This window comes from Pedobacter sp. BG31, assembly GCF_042464845.1.
Lineage (GTDB): Bacteria > Bacteroidota > Bacteroidia > Sphingobacteriales > Sphingobacteriaceae > Pedobacter > Pedobacter suwonensis.
On sequence record NZ_JBHNZK010000018.1, the window covers coordinates 39730 to 55746 of the forward strand.

At 41.5% G+C, this 16017-nt stretch carries 10 protein-coding genes; 6 read left to right on the top strand and 4 right to left on the bottom strand.

Annotation, left to right across the window (positions count from 1 at the left end; all coding sequences use genetic code 11):
* The first annotated feature begins 112 nt into the window (after positions 1–112).
* A complete protein-coding gene (locus ACFE6N_RS18995) occupies positions 113–322 on the top strand; it encodes a DUF2892 domain-containing protein (RefSeq protein ID WP_378939047.1) in 210 nt (69 codons plus the stop codon).
* Between the two features lie 555 nt (positions 323–877).
* On the top strand, positions 878–2353 hold the full coding sequence (locus ACFE6N_RS19000) for a L,D-transpeptidase family protein (RefSeq protein WP_378939049.1): 1476 nt from the start codon (positions 878–880) through the stop codon (positions 2351–2353).
* Between the two features lie 378 nt (positions 2354–2731).
* Here the strand turns inward: ACFE6N_RS19000 and ACFE6N_RS19005 are convergent, their stop codons facing one another.
* Positions 2732–3211, bottom strand: coding sequence for a universal stress protein (locus tag ACFE6N_RS19005; protein ID WP_378939051.1), 480 nt, complete (start codon positions 3209–3211; stop codon positions 2732–2734).
* A gap of 306 nt (positions 3212–3517) precedes the next feature.
* On the opposite strand from ACFE6N_RS19005, the gene ACFE6N_RS19010 reads away from it, so the two are divergent.
* From ACFE6N_RS19010 to ACFE6N_RS19025, 4 genes are all read left to right on the top strand, one after another.
* Positions 3518–4081 carry an HdeD family acid-resistance protein gene (locus tag ACFE6N_RS19010; protein WP_378939053.1) on the top strand — a complete coding sequence of 188 codons (564 nt, stop codon included), beginning with the start codon at positions 3518–3520 and terminating at the stop codon, positions 4079–4081.
* Positions 4082–4371: 290 nt separating this feature from the next.
* Positions 4372–7047 carry a cation-translocating P-type ATPase gene (locus tag ACFE6N_RS19015; RefSeq protein WP_378939055.1) on the top strand — a complete coding sequence of 892 codons (2676 nt, stop codon included), beginning with the start codon at positions 4372–4374 and terminating at the stop codon, positions 7045–7047.
* Between the two features lie 263 nt (positions 7048–7310).
* Positions 7311–8177 carry a universal stress protein gene (locus tag ACFE6N_RS19020; RefSeq protein WP_378939057.1) on the top strand — a complete coding sequence of 289 codons (867 nt, stop codon included), beginning with the start codon at positions 7311–7313 and terminating at the stop codon, positions 8175–8177.
* A gap of 495 nt (positions 8178–8672) precedes the next feature.
* Positions 8673–9407 (top strand): DKNYY domain-containing protein, encoded by a 735-nt coding sequence (locus ACFE6N_RS19025; protein WP_378939059.1) that lies wholly within the window; start codon positions 8673–8675, stop codon positions 9405–9407.
* A 120-nt stretch (positions 9408–9527) separates the two neighbouring features.
* Here ACFE6N_RS19025 and ACFE6N_RS19030 read toward each other — a convergent pair whose 3' ends face one another.
* The 3 genes from ACFE6N_RS19030 to ACFE6N_RS19040 form a co-directional block, all read right to left on the bottom strand.
* A complete protein-coding gene (locus ACFE6N_RS19030) occupies positions 9528–11018 on the bottom strand; it encodes a redoxin domain-containing protein (RefSeq protein WP_378939061.1) in 1491 nt (496 codons plus the stop codon).
* 84 nt (positions 11019–11102) lie between these two features.
* The gene (locus tag ACFE6N_RS19035) at positions 11103–12494 is read right to left on the bottom strand and encodes a RagB/SusD family nutrient uptake outer membrane protein (RefSeq protein WP_378939063.1); all 1392 of its coding nucleotides are present in this window, start codon (positions 12492–12494) and stop codon (positions 11103–11105) included.
* Positions 12495–12506: 12 nt separating this feature from the next.
* Complete coding sequence (locus tag ACFE6N_RS19040; protein WP_378939065.1) at positions 12507–15800, bottom strand: SusC/RagA family TonB-linked outer membrane protein; 3294 nt, start codon at positions 15798–15800, stop codon at positions 12507–12509.
* Positions 15801–16017 lie beyond the last annotated feature (217 nt).

Below are 16017 nucleotides of genomic sequence, written 5' to 3' on the forward strand. Positions count from 1 at the left end.
CAGGGGTTTTCAAATTGTTTGTTGAAATCAGTACCAGATCTGGATTTGCTCAGTGTTAGCAGATAAAATTCCTGCAGTAATGGAAGAAAGTGTCTTGTAAAAAATAAGTAGGATGGAAATGAAAACAAATATGGGACTTTTGGATAGGACGATAAGAACGCTACTGGCCATTGCAATATTGCCGGCATACATCCTTGGTATTTTTAGTACAGGTACAGAGTTGGCGCTGATAAGTATTGCCGGGGTTCTGTTGTGGACCGGAATTTTCGGGTTTTGCCCCTTGTACATGGCCCTTGATATCCGGACCAATAGGCACAGGTAGAGAATTTCGACCAAAGATACCTCGTCATAAAATCCCGGGCAATTAAGCAATGCTGATCGGGTATTCAAAAAATGTATACCGCTTCTAAAAAAAACTTTTTACGCTTACATCCATGATTTTAGGCTATTCTGACAATAGCCTGAATCATTTTGCAGCATTTAACCAAAATGTCGGCAATGGATCAGAGATTGAGTTTCTGGAAGGCCAGCATTCCAGAGCGAAGGAATTTATTTTTGTCATCAGGACAATGGGTTGATCTGGTATAAGATTTATTGAGCCATATTGCCGAAAGGAGTGAAAAATGGAACAATAAGCAAAGCTGACCTCCATCTTTTTCTGATCACGGACGAGATTGAACAAGCTGAAGGGTTCATTAAACTGCAAAGCATCAAAAAAATTCACCTGCAAAAAGTAAAAAAATCCGTCCGTTTAGCTGGCACTTTGAGCGGCGGTAAAAGCTTTTGAACTGAGTATTGATAATCAGCGGCGGTAATGATCCAGATCATTATTTATCAGGTGGATTCTTGGGAGCTTTACCATATAAGACAGTCCATTATGAAAACTCAGAACTTTTATTTCCTTAAGGATTTGTTAAGGAGAACAATTATCTCCTGTACACTTTTATGCGGCTTTTCGGCTTCAGTGCCTGCATGCGCGCCACGGGAAAGGGATACCAATCACTCAAAACCTAAAATAGCCCAGGCTGATTCTACTTATGTTAAAATGGCACTTTCTAAGCTGTCACCCCAACTGAACTATCCAAAACTGGTTGAGCAGTTTTATAAAAACCGGAGATTCTCTGTGGTCTGGGTGAAACCGGACACCTTAAAGTCGGAGATTTACAAATCGATGCTTTTAATGGACTGTGTACTTCAGTTTGGATTGAACAGAGATGATTTTCACCCCGATAAGCTGACCTATGATCTTTTAAAGCCACTCATGCAGGCACGGTCAAATCTTCAGGACAAGAGTAATTTTGATGTTTATTTAACCGATGCGCTCGTTACACTGGTCAACCACCTGCACTATGGTAAATTTAATCCCGTGTACACCTCGGAGGTTCTGGAAGGGGGAAAGCAGAGCGGTTTTGATCCGTTGGCACATTTAAACGGTGCCCTTCATGCTAAGGATTTTATGGGAGTGATCGTTTCGGCGCAACCAAGAATGCAGATGTACAGGCTCTTGCAGGATTATCTCCATCTGGTAAAAGGACAGTACATCGACGATTGTTACGAATTTCCCGAAGGTGACGCCAGGAAAATGGCGATCAACATGGAAAGGATGCGCTGGATAAATTCGGGTGATAACTATTATATCCACATCAATATTCCCTCTTATTCACTAAAACTGTTCCGCGGGGATAGCATCATACTTTTCAAAACCGTAGTAGGAAAACCTTCCACCCCGACACCGGAGCTTGAAAGCCAGGTTAACTACATGACCACGGCACCTGAATGGAAAGTTCCACAGAAGATTTTTGCAAAAGAACTGTTGCCTAGAGCATTGAGGGATTCAAATTACCTGAGTAACAACCACTATGGAATTTATGATCTAAAAGGTAATTATATGGTTATTACCCGGAAAAAACTGCAGGCAATAGCTGCACACCCAAGCCTTTACCTTGCTCGGCAGTCGCCAGGATGTGATAATGCCCTGGGAAAAATTGTCTTTCGATTTCCTAACCGTTTTGATATTTACCTGCATGACACACCAGAACAAAAACTTTTCAAAAAAGAGTCTAGATCTTTCAGCCACGGCTGTGTTCGGGTAGAAAACGCAGACCGCCTGGCCAGGTTACTCCTAGAATATGACGGACCGGAAGGCAAGGTACCGAAAATGAAAGAAGCACTTCAAAAAATGCAAAGAAGAAATTTTACTTTAACCCATCCGGTACCTATCAAGATTACTTATTTTACCTGTGAGATCGACGATGGTATTTTCAGGTCTTATCCTGACATCTATAAAAGAGATGCTGCTTTGGAACAAATGATGTTTCCCGGAAAGGTTCAGCTCGCTAGAACCAAAAAATAGCGGAAACGGATCGAGTGATTTTTTTAAAATGATACGATCAGCACGTTTCGGTAATATATTAATCTGGCATATGTTCCAGCTTATCAATAGGATAATTGGTGTAAGCAGGGTAAGACCGGTCATAAAAAGTTGTGAACTGCTGCTGCTTACTCTTTTATCGTCTAAATTCCGGGGGTAAAAGCGTTGCCTTACCTAAGGTCATTAAGTTAAGGTTTTCAACCGCAGATGTATACGCATAAACACGGATTTTATAGCGGTGTGCATCATTTCTATCTGTGCTTAAATGACGTTTACCTACAGCTGGTGGTTAAGTTAAGGGATAAATTACCTTCAATTATCGTCATCAAATAGATCATAAAGTTATCAAAAAACCGGCAATTAAATCTCCAGGCCCATCTTTTCGGGAATGATGAGCACCGGACGACTTGTTTTATAGAGTATTTCGTCGATTTCTGTGCAGAACAAGTAGTCATTGTCCCTGGCAGGGCGTCCCCCCATAACGATCATCACGATGTCTTCTTTCTCAAGTATTCCGCAGACGTTGTCAGACAAACTACCCTCAACCGAACGGCTTTTGATCATGGGCTGGGAAACGTCTCCCTGATTTATTTGTAATAGTTGCATCAGCCTCTTCTTTTCACTTTCAAAATACCTGTCGATCTCTGACAGGTATTTGGCGTTCTCCATCTGGTTTTTTGATTGCTCGTTGCCCGTTACGGGGTAAACGTGCAAAAGCATCAGGTTCAGCCCAAGTTTTACAGCGAGTTTCAGCGCTGCGTCTGTAGCGTTTTTATCCCTGTTGCTGAATTCTGTAAGCATTAGGATCATCTTTGTGGATGCTTTTTTCTTGCTGTTCATGATTTTCCTGTTTTATACAATAAATATGGCCAAAAAGAATGCTACAAATGCTGACTGGTATCATGCCGCTGGGTGACGAGAATCATAGCTGTTCCGGACAGAAGCTGTAATTTTGTATACGGTTCAAGATTTGTTCCGAAAATCCCGGTAAAATCATAATAAGCTGTAAAAGTTTTATTTGCAATGTAATTGTTGTGGCTACCATTCTGAATTTTTTTAATATTCAACTTTGGCAAAAACTTAAAGTATCTACCTAGCTCCCTTATTCATATTTCTTCGGCACCAGGGACTTAAAATTTCTAAATTATGAAAAACGTACATTCTACAAGTGGCATCATGCCAGTTCTTCAGATGATGTTGATTTCAGGAATAATGATGGTTATGATAGGTGTTTATGTACTCATAAGTCCATCAGAGGCATACTTTTCATTAAGCCTGATATTGGCTATGGGCTTAGGTTTATCCGGTTTTTTTCATTTATATCTGGCATTTACATTTCGCAGAAGGGTTTCCGGTTGGTTATGGCTGCTGAGCGGGGCAATCGTAGATATTGCATTAGCAGCTTACCTGTTTTATTTTCCCATGCTGACCATGATCCTTCTACCTGTTTTGATTGGGGTCTGGCTGTTATTTAACGGTTTTATGGAGATCGGAAGGTCATTGAATACTACACCATATTCAGGACGACATTGGTTTGTTTTCCTATTACCCGGCCTTATCATCCTCATTTTCTCTTTTTTAATTCTTGATCATCCGCTTATGGGCATGATCAACATTGTCTCCTGGATGGCCCTTTTATTCATTAGCTCAGGCCTGTTGAGGATCTTTTTTTCGTTTAAGTTATTCAAACCTGCAGATGCGAAGGGCTAATTTTTTAACTCTGAAGCAGATTTCCGCTATTGTTGATCTTATAATTGATGCTTAAACGCTTGATATCAAAATCATCTGTTACAATGATTGAGGTCATCCTTTCTATTTTAACCAAATGATAAATTTGAAATGAGATGCCTTTTATTATTGGCTGAGGAAGCTAAATCAAATTTCAATAGAAAATATGATTGAAAAATCACCGGGCTATGCCGGAACTGGTTTTACGCAGTAGCGGTTTTGGGATATCAAACCTGGCGCTGGCTAAGTGCATCCCCGCCAGAAGTATATCAATGGTTCAGGGGAACAAAAAGCCCCATGCCTTCGCCGTCAACGCTCTCTTTTCAATATTCTTCAAAGCCGGGAGTAACAGAAGAGTAAGGGGCAAAGCTGTTAGTGGTTTTTTTCTATCTGAATTAAAATACTGTTGTAAACGTTGTAAAAATAATTCACCGATAATGAAGATTAATACTTTTGGGCTTAGCGGTTTGAGCGATATTCAGGTAAAGGCCTCCCGGGAAAAATACGGCACAAATGTCTTGTCTTATAAAAAGCAAAATGCCTTTCTGGATGCCCTGAAAAAAATTATAAAAGAGCCAATGGTGATCTTGTTGTTGGCCGCTGCCCTGATTTATTTTCTCACCGGGAAACCCGGTGACGGTATTTTTCTTTCCCTTGCCGTAGTGGTTGTTGCTGCCATCTCACTCTATCAGGACTCGCGGAGCCGAAACGCCCTGGAAAAATTACAGGATTTTTCGCAGCCCAAATGCAGCGTGATCAGAAACGGGGTAGTGATGGATATAAACTCAGGAGACCTTGTCATAGGGGATTACCTGATGGTTGAAGAAGGAAAATCAATAACTGCTGACGCAGCAATTGTTCATTCCAATGATTTCTCTGTCAATGAAAGCGTACTTACCGGCGAATCCCTGGCCGTTTATAAAGACAGTTCTTCAGACGAGAATTTAATCTTTCACGGAACCACCGTAGCAAGCGGCCTTGCTATTGCCACCGTACAGGCTGTAGGAAATGAAACCCGCCTGGGCAGGATCGGGAAAAGCCTGGAGTCGATAAAAGAAGAAAAAACACCGCTTGAGCTGCAGATAAACAATTTTGTTAAAAAAATGGTTATGGTTGGCGGTATAGTATTCCTCGCCGTGTGGTTAATAAACTACCTCCGCTTTCCGCATATTCTCGACAGCCTGATCAAGGCCCTGACACTGGCAATGAGCATTTTGCCGGAAGAAATCCCTGTAGCATTTACAACCTTTATGGCACTGGGTGCCTGGCGCATGATGAACATGGGGATCATCGTCAAACAAATGAAAACCGTTGAGACCCTTGGCAGTGCCTCAGTGATCTGTACCGATAAAACCGGAACCCTGACCGAGAACAGGATGAGCCTGACAAAAATATATGCGCTGCAGACCAATCAAATCTGTGATGTTGAGGGTCATGTTTTCGATTCGGCCACTCAGGAAATCTTAACATTGGGTATGTGGGCCAGTGAACCGATACCCTTCGATCCAATGGATGTTGCCCTGCATGATGCCTACCTTAAAAATTCATCAGAAGACGAGCGCCATGCCTTCCATATGATTCATGAGTATCCGCTGGGAGGGAAGCCCCCTATGATGACACACCTTTTTGAAAACGCCCATGGCCAGCGGATTATCTCAGCCAAAGGGGCGCCAGAGGCGCTTATGATGGTAAGTCATCTAAGCGAATTTCAAAAGCAAAACATCAATGAAGCGATTTTTTCTTTGGCTAAAGAGGGGTATCGCGTTTTGGCAGTAGGACAGGCAAGTTTTGAAGGGGATAATTTTCCGAAAAACCAGCAGGAATATGAGTTCTCATTTAAGGGGCTCCTGGCCTTCTATGATCCACCCAAGAAAAATATCAACGATGTACTGGAATCCTTTTACGCTGCAGGTATCGCTGTTAAGATTATCACAGGAGACAATGCACAAACTACTGGCGCCATCGCAAGGCAGATTGGTTTCAGGGGTGCTGAAGATTGCATAGGCGGCGATGAACTGATGCCGCTATCTTTAACCCAGCTCGGAAAAAAGGTCAAATCTGTAAATATTTTTACCCGGATGTTTCCTGAGGCCAAGCTAAAGATCATCAATGCAATCAAAGCCAATAAAGAAATAGTAGCCATGACCGGTGACGGGGTGAATGACGGACCTGCATTGAAAGCTGCGCATATCGGCATTGCTATGGGTAAAAAAGGAACTGAAATTGCCAGGCAGGCCGCTTCATTGATATTGCTTGAGGATGATTTATCCAAGATGGTTGATGCGGTGGCGATGGGCAGGCGCATTTATACCAATCTGAAAAAGGCCATACAGTATATTATATCCATCCATATTCCCATTGTGTTAACCGTGTTTATACCGCTGGCCATGGGCTGGATTTATCCTAATATTTTCTCACCTGTTCATATCATTTTTTTGGAGCTGATTATGGGCCCAACCTGTTCGATCATCTATGAGAATGAGCCGATCGAGAAAAATACAATGCTGCAGAAACCCAGACCGCTGACTTCAACCTTCTTTAATTGGAAAGAATTATCCATGAGTATCATTCAGGGATTGGTCATTACTGCAGGAACACTTGCAGCATATCAGTATGCGATTAATGATGGGGCGGATGAGCTCGTCACACGCACCATGGTATTCAGCTGCCTGATATCCGCAAATATTTCGCTCACGATGGTCAACCGCTCTTTTTTCTACTCGCTTTTTACTACCATAAGATACAAGAATAACCTTGTTCCCATCATGATAGGTATTACTGTTGTCATTTCAGGTGCATTGATCTACTTGCCACCCCTGGCATCGTTTTTTGGATTTCAGTCTCTTAACTTATCCAGACTCTTGATTTCCATTGTCTTGGGATTTGTTTCTGTCGTCTGGTTTGAACTTGTCAAATGGAGGAACAGGACATATAAGCAATTAAAATAAAAAGCCCGGGTTAAGTCCGTCCGGAACTCCCATCAACCATGCTGCTTGTTGGATGAGAAAAAAGCAATGAGTCAGAGTTTGGGTGTTGAGCAGACTTTGTGAAGGTAATGAGCTATATCGATCCTGAATCTGCGCTGCTGATCAAAAACATATTCAGATATGATAACTATCATCGCAGGAAAAAAGAAAAATTCTGAACTTGGAAGCATATCGAGTGGTTGTGCAGTTGCCCGGCCGGCGAAAAACTGATAAATATCCAGATCATGAAAACAATACTTGCTTTGACCGATTTTTCAGAATCTGCTGAAAATGCTTCACGCTATGCATACGAACTTGCAAAAAAGATTAAGGCTAATCTATTGCTTTGTAATGCCATTACCGTTCCACTTTCACAACCCATCCCCGGCGGAATGGTTTGGCCAATGGATTATGATTCGGTCATTAGCCAGAGCAAAAGAGCGCTGAAAGACTTTGCCCATCTGATCGTTGATTCCAACGGTCTTGCCGATAAAGCTTTTCCCAAAGTTTCTGTAAAAGCAGAAGTGGGCGACCTCTCTGATCTGGTGCGGGAAGCTATTCTAACCACCGAGGTTAATCTTGCCGTGATGGGGCTTTCCGGTGCCGGAGATATGCGGAGGTTTTTTCTGGGTAGCAGTACCAGGGACATGATAGACGCGGCGCAGCTACCCCTGATGCTCATACCAAAAACTGTAAAATTCAGTCCCTTTATCAAGATCGCGTTCGCAACCGATTTGAGTATAGCGGACTTTGAGGCCATCCAGTCCCTAGCGGTGCTGGCATCAGCATTCAATGCAGAGCTGCTTATCGTCCATGTTGTAGAGAATGGGATGGGGCCCGAAAGAACAGGAAAGATCAATGACTTTATCGCCCGGCTGAAGACAGACATGAACTACGATAAAATATATTATAAAAATGTATACAATAAGGATGTCGAGGGGGGACTGGAATGGCTTATTGAACACGGTCAAATAGATTGCCTCGCCATGATCCATCGTCCGCATGATTTTCTCGACGGGGTGCTAAAGGGGAGCCATAGCCAAAAAATGGCCAGGCTTACCGAACTCCCGCTGCTCGTATTTCCCCAGGGGCATAAGGATGTTGTTTCTTAAGAATCTCCAGACAAAATATATCCAGAATGATCCCAAAACTATGAAAGGCCGCTGTGATCCATGGTTTGGGATCATCCCAGCGTATTGAGTAGGTCAAGGTCAAAAAAACAAAAGGATCCTTCGCTAAACGCATGTCGATTTGTTATCTCTCACATATGATTATGGTTTATGCAACAAAATTCAATCAATTAAAATGTCAGGTTTTTCGTTCAAAGTTTCCCAGTCAGGATATTTTTGATGCGAAATACTTAACCTGGGTTTGGTATTATTTTATAAACCCTTTAGCTTTCAAATCGTCAACGATAGGCTAAATAGGCAGTAAAAATGCTTTTAAACATTGAAAGTACTGCTGCTGCTGATCGGTACTGATTCGGATTTAAAAATCTGGTTGCTAAGTTTTTATTTGTTTTATTTAAAATTTTTTATCTTAATAAAACTGGAATCGGGCGGTTATGTTTAAATTTAACCTTTATGCGCTTAACTTATGCCCAACATATGAAAGATCTGGGACACGGCTTTACGCTTGTAGACAGGAGCATTAATCTGCATGATTCGGAAAAATTTACCAGCCTCAAAAAGACAATCGATTACGATTCATTTGAGATGATCGAAGCTTTTGAGGACAAGACCTTTTACTTCAGGGATAAAAATAGGGTGTACGTCACCAGCTATATGTGCAACGCTTCTGTTATTGATGGAGCAAAGCCTGAAACATTTAAAGTTATCAATGCCGAAGACGGCATTGGTTATGACGGGAACCATTATTATTGGTTCGACACGTGCCTGCCATATGATTACAGCAAGGCAGAAAAATATAATGAGTATTATCTGCGGGCAGGTGATAAAGTTTATTTTCTTGCAGAAATGGTGGAAGGAGCTGATACAAAAACCTTCAGCATTATCTGGCAGAATGTCGCCCGGGACAAGGAAAGCCTATTTTTTAGGGGCAGGAATGTACCTGAAGTGGATATTGACACTTTTAAGGCAGTGCCTGGCTGTTTTGATGCTGACCATCTTCACCAAAGCCACTCTTATTATGCAGCCGACCAGAACAATGTTTATTTTGTGAATACCATAGGCAAAGCCCTAAAAAGGCTGACCGGCGTAAAGCCCTCGGCCTTTTCGGTAAAGATTGTTGATAACAGGCTTTACGGGATAAGCGGTAAGGACATTTACTTTTTTGGCATTAAAAAGAAAGGCTTAGTGCTAAAATTAAGATTCCTGTTCTAAGCTGTAGCCCTTTTAGCCATAGACTTTGTAAAACCTTATTTTTCTGCTCATAAAAATGCCCCCAATAAAGTGTTTGACTTTTTGGGGGCAGTGGAATTTTAGGGGCTACTTTTTTGTTTATTATGATTTAGATTTCGCCATATCGATCATCATGCTCAGCTCATCAACAGCAGCTTCGTTGCTACCGTCAAAACCTGTTAATTTAAACCTTATGTTTCCAGCCGCATCAATTACAAATTTAGCTGGGATCCCATTAACCTTGTAACTGCTTACCACTTTGTTAACCTTGGTTTGGGCATCTTTAACATCCATCAACACCTCGAATGAATATTTCATGCCTTTTATGTAATCAGCCGCATCTTTAACCGGATCAGCTACTTTTTCCCAGGTATGGATAAAAAGGAATTTCACGTTTTCATCATCTTTATATTTATTCACTGCCATTTGCATAGCCGGGAAAGAAGCCTTGCATGGAGCGCACCAGGTTGCCCAAAAATCGAGAATTACAATTTTGCCTTTATAATCGGCCAACGACACCTGTTTCCCGTTTAAATCAGTCAATGAGAAAGGTGCAGCAGGTTCGTTAACCATAGCTTTGGTTACTTGCTTGTTCAGGTTTTCCAGATAAGCTTTTCTAATGGCAGCTGTATAAGCATCAAAGCCACCATCGTTGCCTTTTAATTTTACGTAAAGCTTTTTAAAATCCGCAGCTATCTCCGGGCTTGCTTTACCGGCCTTAACCACTTCTTCGAGCTTATCGTAAGCTTCCTGGTTTCTGTTCAGGCCCATTAAAATTTTTGCATAACGATAGTTTAATCGGGGATTTAAGCTTGTAGATTTTTTATAGGCGAGTTCCGAATATTTCAGGGCCTCTGCATATTTTTTTCTCTCAAATAAAATATTAGCATAAGTAGTGGTTAAACCCGCGTAACCTGAGGCTGAAAACTTGGCCCAGTTCTCATTTCCTTTTTTACCATCGATATAGGAAAAGGCATTATCCATTGCTTTTTTTGCGAAAATCTCGGCGTTGGCTAAATCACCGTTTTTATAGAATGCATCGGTAATGCCTGAATAGGCATTGCCTTTCCAGAAATCAACCTCAAGCATATTGGCGTATTCGTTAGCTTTTACTACGTTTTTTTCAGCCGCAAATTTTCCCGCAACCACTGCCCTGATATAATCATATGGCAAACGGTCATCGACCCCGGTATTTTCATACATCGTTGACGGAAACTTTTTAATCCATGCTTTGTAAGCGTTTTCAGCTTCTGCTGCGGTTTTAAGCAGGTAAATGTTTTTCGAAGCGTCATTTCTGGCCTGTGTACCCAATGGAAAACGGTTGACGATATTGCTGTAAATGGCTTCCGATTTTTTAGCATCGCCGATTCGGTAATAATAATTGGCAGCAGTTAACACTTCTTTTTCGGTTTTAGCATCCAATAAATCAGCTAATCTGGCTTTTAAAACGTTTTTATCTGCCGAATCTTTCGAGGCCACCAGTTTATTCAGGTATTGATCAAGGGTGTCGGTAGGTTTGGTTTGCTGCGCCTGTGCTGTATTAATAGCAACTACCGATAATAGTAACGAGCAGGCTGTTTTAAATAATTTCATATGTCTTCTTTTTTTGTAAATCAGGGTTTTTGTTCCTTACCTATAAGGTGTCATCTTTGGCTTTTTAAAGGTTGTTTAATTCTCTTAGTTATAACCAGGATTTTGAGTTAGGTTGTTATTTAGCAAAATCTGATCCGCACCAATAGGCAACAGCTGTGCAGTTGTTTTCCAGGTTGGTTTTAGTGCACCCAAAACTGCATCGGCAGTTCCGGTACGTTTTAAATCAAACCAGCGGTTCCCATACTCGCCAAAAAGTTCGAGTTTGCGTTCTTTGGCAATAGCCGATAACAGTGTACTTTGGGTTGCAGCAGTGGTATTGCCTAAACCTGCACGGTTGCGGATCACGTTGATATCACTTTGTGCGCCATCAATGTTCGATTGCTGCGCCCTTGCCTCTGCCCTGATCAGGTATTGTTCGCCTAAGCGTAACATCACCGTGTACTCATTACCCAAAGTGGCCGCTGTAGCAGTTTGTACCTTGTACTTATTAATGCGGTAGTATTTAACCGCATTGAAAGTGGTTGAATCAACCCACGAAGTTTTACGGTTATCGTTCATTTCAAAATCTTTTGTAAAATTGTTGAACAATACGTAAGCCGGTGGTGCTACGTTAGCTGCCGAACTGGTTGTACGATACGTGCTAAACGCCGATGCACCAAATAGGGTAGATAACTGCAAAATAGTTTCACTACTGGTATTAATAAAGGCATTTGACAAAGTAGCCATGTTATAAACACCCGAGCCAATTACTTTGGTCGCTTCGGCCTCGGCATTTATATAATCTTTATTGTACAGGTAAACTTTAGCAAGTAACGCGGTTGCAGCCCATTTATTTACCCGAATCTTTAATGCGGCACTACTACCCACATAAGTAGCAGGCAATAGGTTTTGTGCATCTTTTAAATCGCTAAATACCTGCGCGTAAACTTCGGCAACGGTAGCCCTTGGTTTAAATGCATTGTCCAATTCGTTTACTTCGGAAGTAATTGGTACACCTCCATAAAAGTTTACCAGATTAAAGTACATTAAAGCCCTGAAAAATTTTGCTTCACCGCTTAATTGGTTTTTCACCGGTGTGGTCATTCCTGTCGAGCGACTGATACCATCCAGAATCAGGTTGCAATAGCGGATGGTTTGATAAGAATAACCCCAGATATAACTGGTAGGGTTAGTATTGGTTGGTGCAACTACATTTTGCGAGAATTGAATTAAATCAGCATTCGAAGTGGTATTTTGCAACTCATCGGCCAGCAAACCGCCAAACCAGGTACTATACCTTAACTGATCTACCGTTGAATAATAAGAGTAAAGTGATAAGGTGGCGCTGGTAGCAGAATTATCGCTGTTAAAAGCGTTTTCTTTGGCGATTAGGTTATTAGCCAGATCGACTTCAACAAATTTTTTGCATGACGAGATTGTCATTAAAATCAGGCCCAATGCCATTATTTTTTTGAAGAATATATAATTAACTTTCATGATTTTCCTTGATTAAAATGAACAGTTTAAACCGAATACTACTGTGCGTACCTGAGGGAAAGCAATGTACTGACCTGTGCCCAATCCCGGTCCTGTACCTGGTAAGGTAGTTTCAGGGTCGTATGTGAATTTCTGTTTGGCCCAGGTATAAATGTTTTGTCCCTGTACGTAAATACTCAGGTTAGAAAGCTTTAATTTACTGGCTATAGCTTTCGGAAAAGTATAGTTTAAGCTTACCGTTTTCAGTTTTAAGTAAGAAGCATCGCCCCAGTTAACATCCGATGAAGTTAAGTTTCCATACGATGGATCATTAACGGTAGATGCCGCAGGAAAAAGTGCCGTATCGCCGGCAGTTCCCCAGCGGTTTAACAGGGCGGTACTCATGTTGGTATAGTTAATACCGGCCGGGCTCGAGCTTAAAGTAGAATTTAATATGCCGTAGCGGTGATTGTACTGGAACATAAAATCGAGTGCAAAACCTTTATAGCTCAAACTGTTGTTCATACCTGCAAAGTAAGGGTGTCCATAATAGCCCACATATCTGTCTCCGGCAAAGCTAATGCTTCCATCGCCGTTTAAATCCTGGTAAGTTGCTAATCCTGTTGTTGGATTAACGCCAGTATATTTGTAAAATTTCCTGATATCAGTTGGCTGTCCGATAATGTAAGTATTGGCATAAAAAGTATTTTCAAGGTTATCAAAGGCCAATAACTTATTGCGGCTGATGGTTAAATTAAGGTTGGTACTCCATTTAAAATCGCCGGCAATTACGTTAATGGTGTTCAATTCAAATTCAAAACCTTTAGTTTGTACGGTAGCATTTAAATTGGCAGTGTAACCGGTTGAACCTGTTTGAGATGGAATGGTAATAAAGTTTAACAGGTTAGAAACACGATTGCGGTAATAATCTGCTTTTAGTAAAATCCTGTCGTTTAAGAAACCTAATTCTACAGCAACATCCAGTTTCTTGTTGGTTTCCCACTTCAAATCGGGATTTTGAATATTAGTAGGAATATAGGTACTGGTACCATCGTAGTTGTTACCAGAACCAGCTGACGAATAAAGCGAAAGGTAACCGTAATTAGGGATTTGATCATTACCTGTAATACCATAACTGGCCCTTAGTTTACCAAAGCTTAAAAAGCTAAGGTTTTTCATGAAATCTTCCTGAGTAAAAATCCACGAAGCACCTACTGCACCAAAATTGCCAAATTTGTTTTTATCGCCAAAACGCGATGAACCATCACGTCTGAAAGTTCCATCAACAATGTACTTGCCCTTCCAGTTGTAGTTTAAGCGGCTAAAAAAAGCGGTGTAACTGTAAATGGCATCGGCATTGTAACTGGTCACCACCGCTGAGGCACCTGCCAATGAGTTGATCAGGTTTTCGTTATTATAGCCTGTACCAGTTAAAAAGATCCCGGTTGCTTTGGTCTGCTGAAAAGTAGTACCTATTAAAGCTTCCAGGTTGCCTTCACCAATTTTAGTAGTGTACACCGCCTGTGGCTCGATAATGTAATTGTTGTTATCGTTATCGGTATACCTTAGCGAGCTTACCTGTGCTGTGTTGGGATTTTGCGAACTGGCCGGATTAATCTGTTGTTGTTTTAATCGCGTTGAGGTATAACCCAAATTGGCCTTAACCACTAAACCATCGATGATGCGGTATGATAAGTTTACATTACTAAATAGGTTGGTGGTTTGTGCATTGGTTGTTTTGGGGTTGTAAGAAAGCGGGCTGGTAGCTGTCCAGTTTACACTGCCGTTGGCATTGTACAACGGATAGTTAGGGGCCAGGTTGTAAATCGTACTCAAATCAGTAGATGGCAAAAGGTTTTTCATGTAGGTATAGTTTACCGAACCATCTATATTAAAACGGCCATCGCTACTTTTGTGACCAGCGTTTAACCTGCTTGAAAAAGTGGTGGCACCAAAATCACCTCCGAAAACAGTATTTTGCTTACGGTAGATTGAAGAAAACAAGAAGGAATTTTGCGCATTACCTCCCGAAACTGATCCGGTAGCATTAGTGGTACGTCCGGTATGACCAATAAAGTATTTTTGCCAGTCAGTATAGGCATTCTGATCCCACACCGTTAAATCTAAGGCATTAGCAGCGGTTGGGGTAACGCCCGAACGTGCAAATGCAGCCCTACGGGTAGCCAGGTACTCCTGCGTATTCATCATCGGGATATAATTGACCACGTTGCTTACACCAGAGTTTACATTGAAATTGAAAGCCGTTTTACCTTTGCTTCCTTTTTTAGTGGTAATCAATACGACACCATTCGATCCGCGCGAACCGTAAATGGCCGTTGCATCCGCATCCTTCAGGATATCAATACGTTCAATATCTTCAGGTGCAATCATACTAAATGGACTTACACCACCGTTTGCAGCACTTACTCCGTTCGCATTCAGGTTATCGGTGGCTGGCTGGGCACCGTTAAATAAGGTAAAAGGGACGCCATCAATAACGTACAATGGAATATAACCTGCTCCAGATACGCCAGTGTACGCACCACGGATATTCATCCGGGCAGCAGCACCTGGTAAACCGTTATCCTGCGTAATCTGCACACCGGCAATGCGGCCTTGCAGAGCCAGCAAGGGGTTTTCTACTGTTTGTTTACCAATTTCTTCGGAAGTAATCGAACTCACCGCACCAGTATTATTCCGTTTGGTGGTGCTGCCATAACCAATTACCTGAACCTGATCTAAGGACGACGCTGAAGGACTTAATTTAATATCAAGCAAACTTGCCACGCCACTCTGTAATAAGCCGCGTGTTATTTTCAGTTCTTTGGTTTCATAGCCGATGTAAGAAATAACCAATACTTCATTTTCTTCCAGATCAAGTACGAATGCACCGGTTGATCCGCTTACCGCATATTTTTTACTCCCCTTAACGGTAATGGTTGCACCTACAAGCGGTGCATCGCTTTCGTCTACAATCCGGCCGTTAAAGCGCGAAGATGTAAAAACTGATGCTATTTTATCAATAAAAGAACGCTCTTCCTTCTTAATCAATACGGTGTTTTGTTCAATATTGTAGGTTAGCTGTTTATCTTTTAACAAATACTCAATCACATCTTTAAGGGGGGTGTTTTTAAAGTTTACACTTACTTTTGCTGCGTCATTAAGCGTACTGGTGGCATACAATACCCTGTAATTGGTTTGCTTTTCTATTTCTTTAAAAACCTGATCGACGGTTATATTTTTAGCCGTATAGGTGAGTTTTTGCGAGAAACTACTGGCACTAACATGCATGAGTAAGGTTGTCATGATGATGATGGTTAGTTTCATAATTAACAGGAGTTTTTTAGGAAGGCACGCCAAATGCCTACCTTGGTAAAAAGGATAAATATTCATACTTTCGTTTGTTTGGGTTTAATGCGTAAAGGGACCTCAGAATTCGTTTTTAAAGGATTAACTCAGATTGTGGCCATGGTTGTGCTTCCAACACTTCCATGGTTTTTTTCTTCTAAACCTATCGTGTTATTAACGCTGTTCTAGTAGTGGT

What these genes read in the sequence shown, in the direction of transcription:
- ACFE6N_RS18995 (WP_378939047.1), top strand. Translation starts at nt 113, where the DNA reads ATGGAAATGAAAACAAATATGGGACTTTTGGATAGGACGATAAGAACG.
- ACFE6N_RS19000 (WP_378939049.1), top strand. Translation starts at nt 878, where the DNA reads ATGAAAACTCAGAACTTTTATTTCCTTAAGGATTTGTTAAGGAGAACA.
- ACFE6N_RS19005 (WP_378939051.1), bottom strand. Translation starts at nt 3,211, where the DNA reads ATGAACAGCAAGAAAAAAGCATCCACAAAGATGATCCTAATGCTTACA.
- ACFE6N_RS19010 (WP_378939053.1), top strand. Translation starts at nt 3,518, where the DNA reads ATGAAAAACGTACATTCTACAAGTGGCATCATGCCAGTTCTTCAGATG.
- ACFE6N_RS19015 (WP_378939055.1), top strand. Translation starts at nt 4,372, where the DNA reads ATGGTTCAGGGGAACAAAAAGCCCCATGCCTTCGCCGTCAACGCTCTC.
- ACFE6N_RS19020 (WP_378939057.1), top strand. Translation starts at nt 7,311, where the DNA reads ATGAAAACAATACTTGCTTTGACCGATTTTTCAGAATCTGCTGAAAAT.
- ACFE6N_RS19025 (WP_378939059.1), top strand. Translation starts at nt 8,673, where the DNA reads ATGAAAGATCTGGGACACGGCTTTACGCTTGTAGACAGGAGCATTAAT.
- ACFE6N_RS19030 (WP_378939061.1), bottom strand. Translation starts at nt 11,018, where the DNA reads ATGAAATTATTTAAAACAGCCTGCTCGTTACTATTATCGGTAGTTGCT.
- ACFE6N_RS19035 (WP_378939063.1), bottom strand. Translation starts at nt 12,494, where the DNA reads ATGAAAGTTAATTATATATTCTTCAAAAAAATAATGGCATTGGGCCTG.
- ACFE6N_RS19040 (WP_378939065.1), bottom strand. Translation starts at nt 15,800, where the DNA reads ATGAAACTAACCATCATCATCATGACAACCTTACTCATGCATGTTAGT.